A 15,653-nucleotide genomic window follows, 5' to 3' on the forward strand; every position below is an offset into this window, starting at 1 on the left:
ACCATAGCGGGACCAACCGGGTGTCTAGGTCCAGGCATGTACCTGATTCTGTGCCGCCTCCAGGCCCAGGCGGATCAGGAGCTCCGTGGCATCGGCACCCTGCTCACACAGGAGGGGAACCTGTTCGGTCTCCGTCTTGGCGAAATTCTCCAGCACGAACGTGGCCGGATCCTTGCGGCCGGGAGGACGCCCGACACCCAGGCGTACCCGCAGATAGTCCTTGGTACCCAGCGACTGGGACACCGAGCGCAGCCCATTGTGGCCCCCCTCGCCGCCGCCGCGCTTGAGTCGCACCGTGCCGAAATCGAGATCCAGTTCATCGTGTATCACGATGACGTTGCCCGGGGGAACCGAAAAGAAGTGGGCCAGCGCCGCCACCTGTGGGCCGGAGGTGTTCATGAACGTGCGCGGCTTGGCCAGATTCACGGCCCGGCCGCCGAGGCGAATCGTCGTCGCCTCGGCGCCGGACTTCTTGTGCGGCTTGAATGTCGCGCCGTCCTTGGCCGCCAACAGGTCGGCAACCATGAATCCGAGGTTGTGCCGGGTCTTGGCGTAGGTCGGCCCGGGGTTGCCCAGGCCGACCACCAGCACGGCATCGTCGGATACGTCGGGCACGGACTACTCCGCCTACTCTTCCGTGGAGCCCTCGGCGGCCTCATCCGCGGCGGGAGCCTCGGCAGCACCTTCGCCGCCACCCTCGGCGTCCATCTCGTCAGCGGTCGGGGCCGCGACGACGTTGATGACCAGGGTCTCGGGATCGGAGATCAGGGTCGAGCCCTTGGGCAGCTCGATCGATCCGGCGGTGATCTGGGTGCCCGCGGCAAGGCCCTCAACCGACACGGTGAGGAACTCGGGGATCGACAGCGCCTCGGCCTCGATCTCCAGGGTGTTGGCGTCCTGGGTGACCAGGGTGCCGCTCTCGGCGTCGCCCTCGATGTGGACGTTCACCTCAACGGTGACCTTCTCGCCCTTGCGCACGACCAGCAGGTCGGCGTGTACCAGGTTGCGGCGGATGGGGTGAATCTCGATGGTCTTGGTGAGGGCCAGCTGCTCGCGCCCCTCGATGTCCAGGGTCAGGATGGCGTTGGTGCCGGTGTGGCGCAGCACGGCCGCGAAATCACGGGCCGGCAGGTTCAGGTGCTCGGGGGTGGTGCCGTGGCCGTACAGAACCGCGGGAACCAGGCCGTCGCGGCGTGCGCGGCGCGAGGCGCCCTTGCCGGTGTCCGTGCGGACGGTGACGGTGAGGTTATTGCTGGTGGGGGTGTTCTTCTTGGACATTTGGTCTACTCCTTGCGTTTCGTTAGGCACGGCGCAGGGAGGACATCCGGGGCGGAGGCCCCGATGAGTACAAGATTCCCGTCGATAACGGTGGGAAGACCCACCCTCGCCGTGACAGCCCGCTCAGAGTAGCCGAGCACGAGCCCGAAAGGCCAATCAGCTCGGGTGTCAGTGCTGGTCAAAGGGCAAAGGAAACCCCGGTGAGCTGCTCGGACAGGTCCCACAGGCCCTTCGCGCTCTCGGCGTCCTGTGCTCTGCGGCTGCGGCCCACCGGCTTGGGGTAGCCCTTGGCCTCGAACGGCCCGTCCGGCCCGATGTATGTGTCACCCGGCAAGTCCTGGGATGCGGCGTACAGCGCTGGGAGGGCGCCATGTGCGGCGTCCTGCGCGAAGAGATTGCCGGTCTTCAGGGCGATCTCGAAGAGCGGATTCCCGCTGTGCGACTGCAGCTCGGTGGCGGCCACACCCGGGTGGACGGTCAGCGCGCGGACCGATGATCCGGCCGCGCTCAGGCGGCGCTGCAATTCCTTCGTGAACAGCAGGTTGGCGAGCTTGGATGCGCCGTACGCCCCCGCGCGGGTGTACCCGCGGCGCTCGTAGTTGAGGTCGGACAGGTTGATCTTCCCGGCACGGTGGGCGACGGATGCCACCGCGATCACCCGGTCGGTGATCTTGGGCAGCAGCAGGTTGGTGAGCGCGAAGGCGCCGAGATGGTTTGTGCCGATCTGGCTTTCGAAGCCATCGGCGGTCTTGGCCTGCGGCACCATCATGATGCCGGCGTTATTCACCAGGATGTCGACGGCTTCGACGGTATCGGCGAAGGCGCGCACCGAAGCCAGGTTGGCCACGTCGACCTGTCGAACCTCGGTGCTTCCGGTGATGGTTGCTTGGGCGGCCTTGCCCTTCTCGGTGTTGCGCACGGCCATCACGACATGGGCACCTACCCGGGCCAGCTCGCGTGCGGTCTCCAGGCCGAGCCCACTGTTGGCTCCGGTGATGATGACGGTGCGGCCCTCGAATGACGGCAGTTCTGCAGCGGTCCATGTGGTCGTCGACTTGGTCACGGGAGCTGACCCTAATGGCGAAGGCCGATACCGTCGAGGTGTGACTTTTGAGGTAGACATCGACGCCTTCCTTTCGGGCCTGAGCACCCCGCCCCGCCTGCTCGGCATCGGCGAACCCACCCATGGACCGCAGGAGTTCGGGCATCTGCGCAATCGGCTGCTTCGTCACCTCGTGGCCGAGTGCGGTTTCCGGTCGGTCGCGGTGGAGAGTGACGCCGTGGCGGGGTTCGCCGTCAACCGGTATGTGACGACTGGGGAGGGGACTCTCGAGGACGTGCTCGACGCCGGGTTCAGCCACGGCTTCGGCGCCTACCCGGCCAGCCGCGAGCTGGTCGAGTGGCTGCGCGACTGGAACGTCGGCCGAGACGCCGGCGAGCAGGTGCGGTTTTACGGTTTCGACGCCACCACCGAGATGATGGCCTCACCGAGCCCGCGCGACACCCTTCTTGCGGTGCACAGATATCTGTCAACCGGTGGTGCCGCCCTGCCGTATTCGGAGGACGTGATCACCGATCTGGTGGGCGACGATGCCGCCTGGTCTCATCCGGACGCCATGATCGATGCCGCGGTTTCCATCGGACGATCGGCTCCGGCACGCCAATTGCGGCTGATCGCCGATGAACTCGTGGTCGCATTGGAGAGGTACGCCCCGGCGTTGCGTGCCTCAACCTCGCCGGAGCAGTTCTGGCAGATGCGCACTGTCGCCCGCGCGGCGGTCGGCCTGCTGCGGGCGCATTTCGCGATGGCCGACCCCGGCCCGTCCCGGATGTCCACCATGTTGGGTGTCCGGGATGCGCTCATGGCCGAGAATCTGGAGGCGATCGCCGACGCCGAGATACACAGCGGCCCAACGCTGGTGTTCGCCCACAACGGACATCTGCAGCGACATCAGACCACGGTGTCCATGGGCTCCGTGCAGTCCAGCTGGTGGTGTGCCGGAGCGCTGGTTGCCTCGGCGGGCCGCGTCCCGTATGCGGTCATCGCGAGCGATTTCGGCACCCATGAGTCCGCGGACATCGGTGTGCCGCATGCCGCCACCCTGCATGGATGGATGTGGAGCTGGGGCCCCGACCGGATCCTCTTCCCCGTCACCGAGATTCCCGGCGGATTGTCGCCCCGGCAGGACGTGCCGCCGCAGTCCGGCTGTTGCCCGGTCGATCCCGCCCACCTGGAAGGCGTGGACGCCATCGCGTTCATTCGTAGCCTTTAGCGGCCTTACCGCTTGGTGATCTTGAGGCCCTCGGTGAGGGTGGCGACATCCTTGGACAGCGCCGCGGACTGCGCCTCGGTGGTCGTCACGGTGAGCTGCACCAGGTAGTTCAGCGACCCGTCCGGGACGATGACGTCCCGGTTCCACGAGTGCACCCGTACGTTCTGGTTGTCGTAGATGCTCTCGATGGCGGCCGACGGATATCCCTGGAAGTCGTCCAGGGATGAGGTGATCTTCTGAAAGTTCTGGGTGTTCTCCGCGTCGGAGAACCCGTGTTCGGTGATTGCCTTGCGAGCATCCAAGGGGCCGTCCAGCTTGATGAGGTAGATCACCGCACTCGGTGTCCGGCCCTGATCGGCCCCGCTGGGTTTGTCGCTGATCAGGTAGGCGGGATCGAGCGAGCCCAGGTTCTCCCAGCCCTCGGGCAGCGGGACTTCGACGCGCACGTTCGCCGGACTCGCCGGGGACACCGGGACGACCGTGACGCCGACGCTTTGCAGGTAGTCGTTCATCGACAGCGGCGTGGCGGTAGGAGGTGTCGAGCTGCTCGACGCCGAGCTGCTTGGTGTTGCGCTGCCCGACGTTGGGCTAGGTGATGAAACGGCTTGTGGTTCGGGTTGTTTCGAGTCGCATCCGGCCGTCGCGAGCGCCATCAGGCACCCGGCGACCAGCGCGGCGCTACGCATTCCCGTCGAAAAGTCCTGTTACGGAGCCGTTTTCGAAAACCTCGCGGATGGTGCTGGCCAGCAGCGGCGCGATCGAGAGCACCGTCAGCTGCGGGAAGCGCTTCTCCTCGCCGATGGGCAGTGTGTTGGTGACGAGTACCTCGCGGGCGCCGCAGTTGGCCAGACGCTCGGCGGCGGGGTCGGATAGCACGCCATGGGTGGCGGCGATCACGACGTCCTTGGCTCCGGCCTCGTGGAGCAGTCCGACCGCCCCGGCGATGGTGCCACCGGTGTCGATCATGTCGTCAGTGATGACGCAGGTCTTGCCGGTGACGTCACCGACGACGCGGTTGGCCTTGACCTGGTTCGGCACTCGCGGGTCACGCGTCTTGTGGATGAAGGCCAGCGGCACACCACCGAGCGAGTCGGCCCACTTCTCGGCGACGCGCACGCGCCCGGAGTCCGGCGACACGACGACTACGTCTTCGCCGTTGCTCACGTAGTGCTCGGCGATGTATCCGCACAGCAGCGACTGGGCCCGCATGTGGTCGACCGGTCCGTCGAAGAAGCCCTGGATTTGATCGGTGTGCAGGTCCACCGTGACGATGCGATCGGCGCCGGCGGTCTTGTACAGGTCGGCCACCAGGCGGGCCGAGATCGGCTCGCGGCCGCGGTGCTTCTTGTCTTGGCGCGCATAGGGGTAGAACGGCAGGATCGCGGTGATCCGCTTGGCGCTGCCGCGCTTGAGCGCATCGATCATGATCAGCTGTTCCATCAGCCAGGTGTTCAGCGGTGCCGGATGCGATTGCAGGACAAACGCGTCGCAGCCGCGCACTGACTCCTCGAACCGCACGAAGATCTCGCCATTGGCGAAATCGCGGGCGGTCTGAGCGGTCACCTGGACATCGAGTTCCTTGGCGACCTGTTCGGCCAGTTCAGGGTGCGCGCGACCCGAGAACAGCATCAGATTCTTGCGGTTATCCGTCCAGTCGGTGCTCACGGCGCAGCTAGTCCTCTTGGGTTGGTAATTTTGGGCTTTGCAACGACGGGGCCGGGTTCCGTCCCGTCGGGGTAATCGTACGGACCTTTCCCTGGTGACTGGGAGCGGGTTGCCGGAATTTGAACGCGATATGGCCAAACCCGGCATTCGCCGGGCGTGAGCAGCGGTGTTCACACCCGGCGATCAGGAATTCCTGGACGCCTCCTCGGCGGCCTTGGCGGCGTCGCTTCCCGGGCGCTTCTGCGCCACCCAGCCTTCGATGTTGCGCTGCGGACCGGCCGACACCGCCAGCGCACCCGGCGGCACATCCTCGCGGATGACTGTTCCGGCGCCGGTGTACGCCCCGTCGCCGACGGTCACCGGGGCCACGAACATGGTGTCCGAACCGGTCTTCACATGCGAGCCAATCACGGTGCGCCGCTTCGTTTCTCCGTCATAGTTGACGAATACGCTGGATGCTCCGATGTTGCTGTGCTCACCGATGTCGGCATCGCCCACATAGGTCAGATGCGGCACCTTGGTGCCGCGGCCCACGGTGGAATTCTTGACCTCCACAAACGCGCCCAGCTTGGCGCTCTCGCCCGTCACTGTGCCCGGCCGCAGGTACGTGAACGGCCCAATGACCGATCGCGCGCCGATCGTGGACCCCTGGCCATGGGTGCGGATGACTGTCGCCGAGTCGCCGACCGTGACGTCGATGAGCGTGGTGTCGGGGCCGATGTGGCAGTGGCTGCCGATGACGGTCTGCGAGTGCAGTTGGGTGCCGGGCGCGATGGTCGCGTCTTGACCGATTCGGACATCGACGTCGATCCAGGTGCTGGAGGGGTCGACGATAGTGACCCCGGCGCGCTGGTGGAAGCGGATGATTCGCCGATTTAGCTCGGCGCCCAGTTCGGAGAGCTGTACGCGATCGTTGACGCCGGCCACCAGTGCGCTGTCGTCAACATGGTTGGCGTGCACCACTTTTCCGCTCTGGCGGATGATCGACACGGCATCGGTGAGATACAGCTCGTGTTGCGCGTTGTTGGAGCGCAGCTGAGACAGCGCGGCATGCAGCGGCCCGATGTCGAAGGCGTAGACCCCGGCGTTGACCTCACCGATGGCGCGTTGGCTGTCGGTGGCATCGGTCTGTTCGACGATCGCGATGACCTCGCGGTCCTGTGTGCGCAGGATGCGTCCGTAACCGGTGGGATCGGCCAGGGTGGTGGTCAGCAGGGTGGCGGCGGCGGGTTCGGATGTGTGCCGGCTGATCAGCCCCGCGAGGGTCTCGCCGTCGAGCAGCGGGATATCGCCGGACGTGACGACGACGGTGCCGGTGAAGTCCGCGGGTAGCGCCTGCAGACCGCACGCCACGGCGTGCCCGGTGCCGAGCTGCTGTTCCTGCACGGCGACGCCGATCCTGCGGTGCAGCGACTCGGCGAGGATCTCCACGGCGGTGGCAATGCGTTCACGGTCGTGTCCCAGCACGATCACCAAGTGGTCGGGATTGACGCTGGCCGCGGCGTGCACCGAGTGCGCCAGCATCGAGCGGCCGCCGAGGGTATGCAGCACCTTGGGGATGTCCGAACACATACGAGTACCGGCACCCGCGGCCAGCACGATTACTGCGGTCCCAGCGGAATTGCCTGGCATTTCCTACTCCCTACTGCTCCGTCGCCAGGACTCGAACCTGAACTATCTGAACCAAAATCAGAGGTGCTGCCGATTACACCACGACGGACTGTTACAGAATGAAGACTGTAGTCGACCAAGGAGCGAGGCTTGCCCGAGCGACATTAGGTCCACAAGCTCGGTTATGCGACCGAGGAAAGTGATGGCACATGGCGGTACCTAGTAGGCCGGATGGCCCCGGGCGGACTCCTCGCGTCCGGATGGCCGGCACTGAGCGCCGCCGCCAGCTGATCGATGTCGCGCGGTCGTTGTTCGCCGAACGCGGGTATGAGGCCACTTCTATTGAGGAGATCGCGCAACGCGCCGGGGTGTCCAAACCGGTCGTTTACGAGCATTTCGGTGGCAAGGAGGGTCTTTACGCCGTTGTGGTGGATCGTGAGATGTCGGTGCTGCTCGACGGCATCACCTCGTCGTTGACGAGTTATCGCTCACGGGTGCGGCTGGAGCAGGTGGCGTTGGCCCTGTTGAGCTACATCGAGGACCGCACCGACGGGTTCCGGATCCTGATCCGGGACTCACCGCCCGGGGTGAGCTCGGGGACGTATTCGAGTCTGCTCAACGACGCGGTCAGCCAGGTGTCGAGCATCCTGGCGGGCGATTTCCAGCGCCGTGGCCTGGACGCCGAGATGGCACCGCTCTACGCGCAGGCGCTGGTGGGTCAGGTGTCGATGACGGCCCAGTGGTGGCTCGATGCCCGGGAGCCCAAGAAGGAAGTGGTGGCGGCGCACATCGTCAACCTGTGCTGGCATGGCCTGAAGCATCTGGAAGCAGATCCGCAGCTACATGAGGAATGACCCGTCAGGCAGGAACATCTGCGCGCTCCGCACCGTTTGACCTAACGAGTGGTTCGGATGGGAGGTGGTCGGTCGTGACAGGGATTCGCCTCGTTCTTGGCGTCGCGGCTGCCCTCGCGGTGGCCGTGATGGGTGCTCCCACTGCGGCCGCGGACAACTGCAGTGGCCCACTGACCGCACGGGTATGTGTGAAGCCGGGCAACGCCGAGTTGCATTCCACGCCGAACCGGGAGTTCATCCCGGACGTTCCGCAGGCATCGCCGTGGCTCGTCGTCGGGGGTACCGGCTCGGGTATCTGGATCCCGTGACGGAACCGGTGACCGGGCCGAACCAGTGCGTGACATGCGTCGATCACCTAGAATTTAACGTGTTGGGGTTGACCACAGGATGAGGTGTTTGTCATGACGTCAGTAGTTGTGCGATGGGCAGTGATCGGGGCTGCCGCGGCCGCGTTGGGCGCCTTGCCTGTGTCGCTGGCCTCCGTTGCTGCGGCCGATCCGCAGTGTGCGGACCCGGCAATGTGTCAATCCGAGCCGGCCAACCCGGAGAATTGCAACGGGGGACCCGACGACATGGTGTGCACCCGTGCGGGGGACGCGGAACTGCACTCGTCGCCGAACCCGGCAGACATCCCACCGGTACCGCAGGCCGAGACTCCACCCTGGATGGTTTTCGGTAACCCCGGTATGGGCGGCCACTGACCGGTAGCCACCGGAACAACACCCCTTGATAGTTGCTTTCGGATCCTAATGAGTCTAGCGTTGACTTGTTAGCGAATCTAAGCATTAAAGGGGTGTTGTTCCATGCCTGGCCTTCGATACGCCGTGGCGGTGGTAGCGACAGGTCTACTTGCGGCGGTTCCTGTTGGCATTGAGGCGACGAGTCCGACGGGCGTGGCCTTTGGCGGCCATGGGCACTGCACGCAGCCTCGGACGGGTTCCGAGGTGTGCATAACGCCGGGTGATGCCGAGCTGCGGTCGTGGCCGGACCCGGCCGATCTGCCGACGCCTCCCGACGTCCCGGTGCGTCCCGACAACCTCTGAATGGCTGCCAGGGAACGCGCGTGCGTAATTCTGGCCGATAGGTTCGGAAAAGCTGTGAACTAGCTGTATGACGTGCGAAAAGCGCCTAAAGTCAAACCCTGGGGTTGATGGATAGGCGAGGTGTGTGTCATGACGTCAATACTGATGCGATGGGTGGTGGCAGCCGCGGCGGCGTCAGCGCTGGTCGTCATGCCCGCGGTACTGGCCCCGGCGGCGGGGGCAGAGCAGCCGTGCGCGGATCCGGCCATGTGCCAGGCGCCGACCCCTGCGGCTCCGGTGCACGAGGACGCCGAATTGCACTCGAAGCCAAATCCGGCGGACATCCCGCAGGCTCCCCAAAGCGGCATGCCGCCCTGGCAGATGATCAATGCTCCCGGAGAGGCGCGCAATCACCCCTGAGCCGTGGCGTGGTTGGCAGTTCGCTGTGAACTGACTGGGAAAATGCCGGTCCGATGGCAACGTGAGGCAGGCGGACCTATCGTCTTCTCATGATGTTTGTGCCGGTACGGCGTGCGGCGCTGCTGGTGGCGGTGGGTATCACCATCGGTACGCCGTTGGCTTTGGGCGTATCTCACGCCGATCCCCCGTGTGCGCCGGGTGCGGCCGCCTGCGCGCTGCCGACAGCGGTCGTTCCGCCGGCCGGAGCGCACGAAAAGTGCAGTGCGCCAAAACCGGGTGAGGAGGTCTGCTCCGAGCCCGGTGACGCCGAGCTCCACTCAACCCCTACGGCCCACATCCCGGCGCCGCCCCTGACGGTTGCCCCGACCAAGAGCGGCGCCGCGCTGTAGACGGACGAGCGTGAGGGCCGTTGTTGCCCTAATGCGCGCCGCAGTCCCGTGACAGCAGATCGGCGATGGTCTCGCGGCGTACCAGCTCACGCACCCGTCCATCGCGGACCGCGAGCACCGGGGGACGTCCGACCAGGTTGTAGGACGAGGCCATGCTGTGGTTGTACGCACCGGTGCAGGCCACGGCCAGCACGTCGCCGGGGCGTACATCCGAGGGCAGGCTGACATCGCGGGCGATCTCGTCGCCGGATTCGCAGTGCCGCCCGGCCACGGTCACCAGCTGCGGCGGCGCAGACGGATGCCGATTAGCCAGAGCCACACTGTATTTCGCGTCGTACAGCGACACGCGGGGGTTGTCGCTCATGCCGCCGTCGACGGCCACGAAGGTGCGTCCGCCGGGCTGGGTCTTGACCGACACCACCCGGTACAGCGTCACTCCCGCGCGCGCGGAGATGGCGCGACCGGGCTCCACCACGATGCGCGGGCGTGGGAAACGCTCAGCCGCGCAGGCGGCGTCGAGGGCGTCGTCGATGAAATCGGCCAGTTCGGCCAGGTCGAGTTCGGGATCACCCGAGCGGTGGGGCACACCGTGGCCGCCACCGATATTGAGTTCACTCAGGATCACGCCGTGTTTGGCGCGGATGTCGGCCATCGCGGCGATCATGCGGCGGATGGTCTCGCCGTAGAGCGCGGAGTCGGTGACCTGTGAGCCGATATGGCAGTGCAGGCCCACCAGGTTCAACAGGGGTTGGTCAAGAACGCGGCGGGCGGCCTCGGTGGCATGCCCGCCACTTAAGGGAAACCCGAACTTCTGGTCGGTGACACCCGTCGTCACCGCGGCATGGCCGTGGATGTCGATATCGGGGGTGACCCGCACCAGCACTCGCTGGCGCTTGGACAACCGGGTCGCCAGGAACATGATCTCGGTATAGGAGTCCACCACGATCCGGCCCACACCCACCGCGGCCGCGTCACTGAGTTCATCAGGGGTCTTGGCGTTGCCGTGCATGATGATTCGTTCCGGATCGAAACCGCCCGCGAGTGCGGTCGCCAACTCGCCGGAGGAGCAGACGTCCAGCGACAGGCCCTCTTGCGCCACCCAGCGCGCGATGTCGGCCGTCAGCAGTGCCTTGCTGGCATAGGCGACCTCGATCTCGCGCAGGGTACTGCGATAGCGACGGGCGCGGTAGCGGAAGTCCTCCTCGTCGAGTACGTACGCGGGGGTGCGGAATTGGTCGGCGATTTCCGAGAGTGCCGTCTCTCCGACGCACATCCGGCCCTGCTCGTCCAGGTGTGTGGTGACCGGCCATACGGCCGGGTCGACGCGTGGGCGCGCCACGTTATGTAAGGACGGCAGGAGGTCCAGAAGTGTCATGTATCCACCGTGCGCCTGTGGTGATCGGATGCGGAGTTTCTTGACGTGGCCTTGACGGAGATGGGCCCGATATTGGCGAGATCTGGGCACCGTAGAATGAGCAGACCATGACTGTGACTGCCCCGCCTCTCGCCGGGGTGATCCGGACAGCCTTGCGGGATCCCGCATTCGATGTTCTTGCCCCGGCCATCGCCGCCAAGACCGGCCTTGATCTGACGGCACCGTCGTGTGCCCGCGCATTCGTCGTGACCGGTATTGCCGACGCGAGTGCTGCGCCCGTCTTGGTTGTGACGGCCACCACGAGGGAGGCGCAAGACCTCGCCGCCGAGCTGCGCGACGTATACGGCGATGCGGTGACGCTGCTCCCGTCCTGGGAGACGCTTCCGCATGAGCGGTTGTCGCCCGGAGTCGACACCGTGGGTGCGCGGCTGCAGGTGCTGCACCGGCTTGCGCATCCGGAGGATTCCCGGATGGGGCCACCGCTGCGGGTCGTGGTCACCACGATTCGTTCGCTGCTGCAGCCAATGTCTCCCGGGTTGTTCGATCTTGAGCCCGTGGAGCTCACGGTCGGTGCCGAATCGGAATTCGATGGGCTGATCGCCCGCCTGGCCGAGCTCGCGTACACCCGGGTGGACATGGTGGCGGGCCGTGGTGAGTTCGCGGTGCGCGGCGGCATTCTCGACGTCTTCAGTCCCACCGCAGACCATCCGGTGCGCGTCGAATTCTGGGGCGACGAGGTCAGCGAGATGCGCTACTTCTCGGTCGCCGACCAGCGATCGATCCCCGAGCTGGAGGTCACCTCCGTGCTCGCGATGCCCTGTCGGGAACTGCTACTCACCGCGCAGGTGCGTGCCAGAGCCGCCGAACTCGCCGCGGTGGCGAGCGCCTCCGCGGAGGTGCCCGATGAGCACCGGATCGGGACCGGAGTGGGGGAGATGCTGGCCAAGCTGGCGGACGGCATCTGCGTTGACGGGATGGAATCGCTGCTGCCCGTGCTGCATTCGGGTGAGCTCACCATGCTGGTCGACCATCTGCCCGATAACGCTCCCGTGTTGGTCTGCGATCCCGAGAAGGTCCGCACCCGGTCGGCCGACTTGGAGCGCACCGGCCGTGAGTTCCTGGAGGCCTCCTGGTCGGTCGCCGCGATAGGCGCAGATGCGCCGATCGATATTGCCGCGCTGGCCGACTCGGGGTTTAGAGAGCTTGATGACGTCAGGCACACCGCCGATGGGGCCGGACATCCGTGGTGGTCGCTGAGCCCGCTGAGTATGGGTGACGACAAGTCCATTGAGCTTGCGGTGCGCCAGTCGCCATCCTCACGCGGTCACAAGGAGGGCGCCGCGGAGATTTTCGCGATGCTGCGCGCCCACGTGATGACGGGTGGACGGGCGGCCGTGGTAGCCGCCGGCGCGGGCACCACCCACCGGATTATCGAGCAGCTGGCCGAAACGGAAACGCCTGCAACACTGCTGGAGCCCGGAGCCGAGCCCGCCGAGGGAGTGGTCGGAGTCCTGCGCGGTCACCTCACCGATGGTGCGGTGCTGCCGGGGGCCAACCTCGTCATCGTCACCGAGACCGACCTCACCGGCAGTCGGGTGGCGGCCACCGATGGCAAGCGGTTACCGGCCAAGCGCCGCAACCAGGTTGACCCGCTCGCCCTCAGCGCCGGCGATCTCGTGGTGCACGATCAGCACGGCATCGGGCGATTCGTCGAGATGGTGGAACGCACCGTCGGCGGAGCCCGCCGGGAGTATCTGGTGCTGGAGTACGCGTCGAGTAAGCGCGGAGCCGCCGCCGGTGGGCAGAGCGATCGCCTGTATGTACCGATGGATTCCCTCGATCAACTGTCCCGGTACGTGGGTGGCGAGTCGCCCGGCCTGAGCAAGCTCGGGGGTAGTGACTGGACCAACACGAAGACCAAGGCGCGCAAGGCTGTTCGCGAGATCGCCGGTGAGCTTGTCGCGTTGTACGCGGCGCGTCAGGCCGCGCCCGGGCACGCCTTCGCGCCGGACACTCCATGGCAGCGGGAGATGGAAGACGCCTTCGGCTTCGTCGAGACCGTCGATCAGCTGACTGCCATCACCGAGGTGAAATCCGATATGGAGAAACCGGTCCCGATGGACCGGGTGGTGTGCGGCGACGTGGGCTACGGCAAAACCGAGATCGCGGTGCGGGCGGCGTTCAAGGCCGTCCAGGACGGTAAGCAGGTCGCGGTGCTGGTGCCCACGACACTGCTGGCCGACCAGCACCTGCAGACCTTCACCGATCGCACCGCGGGATTCCCGGTGAAGGTGGCGGGCCTGTCCCGATTCACCGATCCGGCCACCTCGAAGCTGGTCATCGAGGGAATGGCCGACGGCTCAGTCGATATCGTGATTGGCACCCATCGTCTGCTGCAGACGGCTGTGCGGTGGAAGGACCTCGGTCTGGTGATCGTCGACGAGGAGCAGCGCTTCGGCGTCGAACACAAGGAACACATCAAGGCGCTGCGCACCCATGTGGACGTTCTCACCATGAGCGCCACCCCGATCCCGCGAACACTGGAGATGAGCCTGGCCGGCATCCGGGAGATGTCGACCATCCTCACGCCACCGGAGGAGCGGTACCCTGTCTTGACGTACGTGGGCCCGCACGACGACAAGCAGGTGGCGGCGGCATTGCGCCGTGAGCTGTTGCGCGACGGACAGGCGTTCTACGTGCACAACCGGGTGAGCACCATCGACAGGGCCGCCGCCCGGCTACGTGAGCTGGTACCGGAAGCCAGAGTTGTTGTGGCGCATGGTCAAATGCCCGAGGAATTGCTGGAGCGAACCGTCGAGGGGTTCTGGAACCGGGAGTACGACATCCTGGTGTGCACCACCATCATCGAGACCGGGCTGGACATCTCCAACGCCAACACACTGATCGTGGAGCGGGCCGATATCTTCGGACTGTCGCAACTGCATCAGCTGCGTGGTCGCGTCGGCCGCAGCCGGGAACGTGGGTATGCGTACTTCTTGTATTCGCCCGAGGTGCCGCTGACGGAGACCGCGTACGACAGGCTCTCGACCATCGCGCAGAACAACGATCTGGGTGCCGGTATGGCCGTCGCCATGAAGGATCTGGAAATTCGTGGCGCGGGCAACGTGCTCGGCGTCGAGCAATCCGGTCACGTCGCCGGGGTCGGTTTCGATCTCTACGTCCGGCTTGTCGGCGAGGCTGTCGAGGCATACCGCGCGGCCGCCGACGGGAAGACGGTGCAGACCGCGGAGGAGCCCAAGGAGGTGCGTATCGATCTTCCGGTTGACGCGCATCTGCCCACGGACTACATCGGCAGCGATCGGTTGCGTCTCGAGGCGTACCGCAGGCTGGCGGCGGCCGGGGACGCCGCGCAGATCAATGCGGCGGTGGAAGAGCTGATAGACCGTTACGGGCCGCTGCCGCTTCCCGTGCAGCGATTGGTCGCCGTGGCCTCGCTGCGGTTGCTGTGCCGCGAGATGGAAATCACCGATCTTTCGGTGGCCGGCACCAATATCCGAATACAGCCGCTCCCCCTGCTGGATTCGGCGCAATTGAGGCTCAAACGTTTACACCCGGCGGCTCAATATCGTGCGACGACTTCCGTTGTCCAGGTTCCTATTCCGCGTGCCGGCGACGGGGGTGTGGGCTCGGAGCGAATCCGTGACCTGGAGCTCGTGCATATGATTGTTGATCTGCTGCTGGCATTGTCGGGGCGTCCCGCGGGCAGTGTTGATATAACACGAGTGGAGGTGAGCAAATGACCGTCATCCTTGTGGACCCGCGCCATCCGTCGATGGTCCCGGTCGAGGCGGTTGGTTTGCTCGCCGGCGATCTGCAGTACACCGAGGAGCTCCCGGTCCGGCTGGCGTGGACGCTGTCGACCGCGCGTCCGGTGTACATCGGGGAGGATGCCCCCGCGTTGTTGTCCTCGGATCGCGATCATCCGGAGGTGAAGGCGCGAATCGAGGCAGGGGCCAAGGTCATCGCGCCGCCGGTGCGACAGGGCGAGAAGCTCATCGACGCGGTGGCGGTGATGGACCGGCTGCGGACCAACGGTCCGTGGGAGAGCACCCAGACCCACGACTCCCTGCGCCGGTATTTACTCGAAGAGACCTACGAGCTGTTCGATGCGGTGCGCACCGGTGACGTGGACGAGCTTCGTGAAGAGCTGGGAGATGTGCTGCTTCAGGTGCTCTTCCACGCCCGCATCGCGGAAGACGCCCCGGAGCATCCGTTCAACATCGACGATGTCGCCGAGGCGCTGCTGAACAAGTTGGGTAACCGCATTCCGGTAATACTCGGTGCCGGTGGGGATTCCAGCTCGATCTCGCTGGAAGAGCAACTGGCGCAATGGGAAGAGCGCAAGTCGCAGGAAAAGGATCGCGACTCGTGCCTGGACGGTGTGTCTAGCAGCCAGCCCGCGCTCGCGCTCACCCAGAAGGTGCTGGGCAGGGTGACGGCCGCGGGGCTGCCCAAGGAGTTGATCCCGGCACAGCTGCTGTCGGTGACCATTGAACTCGAGGGCGACGCCGAGAACCAGTTGCGTGCAGATGTTTTGGAGTTCATGGACACCGTGCGCCGCACCGAGAGAGCCATTCTGGCCGGGCGGCGCGGTGAGGATGTGGCCGCAGGGTTGGCCAGCACGGACCTGCGCGGTGTGGACGGCGAGGAGTGGCGCGAACATTGGCTGCTGAGTCCGGTTGAGGCGTCTGCCGACGACGCCGACGCAGAGTCGGTCTAGACCTAGACGGTAGCTACGTTCGCGC

General features: G+C 65.8%; 16 protein-coding genes and 1 tRNA gene. 9 read left to right on the forward strand and 8 right to left on the reverse strand.

Annotation, left to right across the window (positions count from 1 at the left end):
• Positions 1–24: 24 nt before the first annotated feature.
• The 3 genes from pth to B4383_RS10130 all read right to left on the reverse strand — a co-directional run bounded on the left by pth (position 25) and on the right by B4383_RS10130 (position 2,341).
• On the reverse strand, positions 25–591 hold the full coding sequence (gene pth, locus B4383_RS10120) for an aminoacyl-tRNA hydrolase (protein ID WP_078290624.1): 567 nt from the start codon (positions 589–591) through the stop codon (positions 25–27).
• A gap of 36 nt (positions 592–627) precedes the next feature.
• Positions 628–1,278, reverse strand: coding sequence for a 50S ribosomal protein L25/general stress protein Ctc (locus B4383_RS10125; RefSeq protein ID WP_078290571.1), 651 nt, complete (start codon positions 1,276–1,278; stop codon positions 628–630).
• A gap of 178 nt (positions 1,279–1,456) precedes the next feature.
• Complete coding sequence (locus B4383_RS10130) at positions 1,457–2,341, reverse strand: oxidoreductase (RefSeq protein WP_078290625.1); 885 nt, start codon at positions 2,339–2,341, stop codon at positions 1,457–1,459.
• A 40-nt stretch (positions 2,342–2,381) separates the two neighbouring features.
• Between B4383_RS10130 and B4383_RS10135 the strand changes: the two genes are divergently transcribed.
• Complete coding sequence (locus B4383_RS10135; protein ID WP_176126574.1) at positions 2,382–3,551, forward strand: erythromycin esterase family protein; 1,170 nt, start codon at positions 2,382–2,384, stop codon at positions 3,549–3,551.
• A gap of 5 nt (positions 3,552–3,556) precedes the next feature.
• On the opposite strand, the gene B4383_RS10140 is transcribed toward B4383_RS10135, so the two are convergent.
• The 4 genes from B4383_RS10140 to B4383_RS10155 all read right to left on the reverse strand — a co-directional run bounded on the left by B4383_RS10140 (position 3,557) and on the right by B4383_RS10155 (position 6,936).
• A complete protein-coding gene (locus B4383_RS10140) occupies positions 3,557–4,237 on the reverse strand; it encodes an LpqN/LpqT family lipoprotein (protein WP_078290573.1) in 681 nt (226 codons plus the stop codon).
• Positions 4,230–5,216 (reverse strand): ribose-phosphate diphosphokinase, encoded by a 987-nt coding sequence (locus tag B4383_RS10145; protein ID WP_005059141.1) that lies wholly within the window; start codon positions 5,214–5,216, stop codon positions 4,230–4,232. Before B4383_RS10145 ends, B4383_RS10140 begins: the two co-directional genes overlap by 8 nt.
• Before the next feature lie 183 nt (positions 5,217–5,399).
• On the reverse strand, positions 5,400–6,848 hold the full coding sequence (gene glmU, locus B4383_RS10150; RefSeq protein WP_078290574.1) for a bifunctional UDP-N-acetylglucosamine diphosphorylase/glucosamine-1-phosphate N-acetyltransferase GlmU: 1,449 nt from the start codon (positions 6,846–6,848) through the stop codon (positions 5,400–5,402).
• A gap of 16 nt (positions 6,849–6,864) precedes the next feature.
• A tRNA-Gln gene (locus B4383_RS10155) sits at positions 6,865–6,936 on the reverse strand.
• A 151-nt stretch (positions 6,937–7,087) separates the two neighbouring features.
• Here B4383_RS10155 and B4383_RS10160 point away from each other — a divergent pair.
• From B4383_RS10160 to B4383_RS10185, 6 genes are all read left to right on the forward strand, one after another.
• The gene (locus tag B4383_RS10160) at positions 7,088–7,681 is read left to right on the forward strand and encodes a TetR/AcrR family transcriptional regulator (protein WP_070936308.1); all 594 of its coding nucleotides are present in this window, start codon (positions 7,088–7,090) and stop codon (positions 7,679–7,681) included.
• 74 nt (positions 7,682–7,755) lie between these two features.
• Positions 7,756–7,989: a hypothetical protein gene (locus tag B4383_RS10165; RefSeq protein ID WP_176126576.1), complete on the forward strand. Its 234-nt coding sequence runs from the start codon at positions 7,756–7,758 to the stop codon at positions 7,987–7,989.
• Between the two features lie 93 nt (positions 7,990–8,082).
• Positions 8,083–8,382 carry a hypothetical protein gene (locus B4383_RS10170; RefSeq protein WP_078290575.1) on the forward strand — a complete coding sequence of 100 codons (300 nt, stop codon included), beginning with the start codon at positions 8,083–8,085 and terminating at the stop codon, positions 8,380–8,382.
• A 102-nt stretch (positions 8,383–8,484) separates the two neighbouring features.
• Positions 8,485–8,724: a hypothetical protein gene (locus B4383_RS10175; protein WP_078290576.1), complete on the forward strand. Its 240-nt coding sequence runs from the start codon at positions 8,485–8,487 to the stop codon at positions 8,722–8,724.
• A 129-nt stretch (positions 8,725–8,853) separates the two neighbouring features.
• Entirely contained in the window at positions 8,854–9,123 is a 270-nt protein-coding gene (locus tag B4383_RS10180; RefSeq protein ID WP_078290577.1) for a hypothetical protein, read from the forward strand.
• Positions 9,124–9,212: 89 nt separating this feature from the next.
• Complete coding sequence (locus B4383_RS10185) at positions 9,213–9,512, forward strand: hypothetical protein (RefSeq protein ID WP_078290578.1); 300 nt, start codon at positions 9,213–9,215, stop codon at positions 9,510–9,512.
• Positions 9,513–9,540: 28 nt separating this feature from the next.
• Here B4383_RS10185 and lysA read toward each other — a convergent pair whose 3' ends face one another.
• Positions 9,541–10,887 carry a diaminopimelate decarboxylase gene (lysA, locus tag B4383_RS10190; protein WP_078290579.1) on the reverse strand — a complete coding sequence of 449 codons (1,347 nt, stop codon included), beginning with the start codon at positions 10,885–10,887 and terminating at the stop codon, positions 9,541–9,543.
• A 107-nt stretch (positions 10,888–10,994) separates the two neighbouring features.
• Between lysA and mfd the strand changes: the two genes are divergently transcribed.
• Positions 10,995–14,648, forward strand: coding sequence for a transcription-repair coupling factor (gene mfd / locus B4383_RS10195; RefSeq protein WP_078290580.1), 3,654 nt, complete (start codon positions 10,995–10,997; stop codon positions 14,646–14,648).
• On the forward strand, positions 14,645–15,628 hold the full coding sequence (locus B4383_RS10200) for a nucleoside triphosphate pyrophosphohydrolase (protein WP_078290581.1): 984 nt from the start codon (positions 14,645–14,647) through the stop codon (positions 15,626–15,628). The genes mfd and B4383_RS10200 overlap by 4 nt, the downstream gene beginning before the upstream one ends.
• Positions 15,629–15,653 lie beyond the last annotated feature (25 nt).

The organism is Mycobacterium sp. D16R24 (assembly GCF_002013385.1).
In the GTDB taxonomy this organism is placed as follows: domain Bacteria; phylum Actinomycetota; class Actinomycetes; order Mycobacteriales; family Mycobacteriaceae; genus Mycobacterium.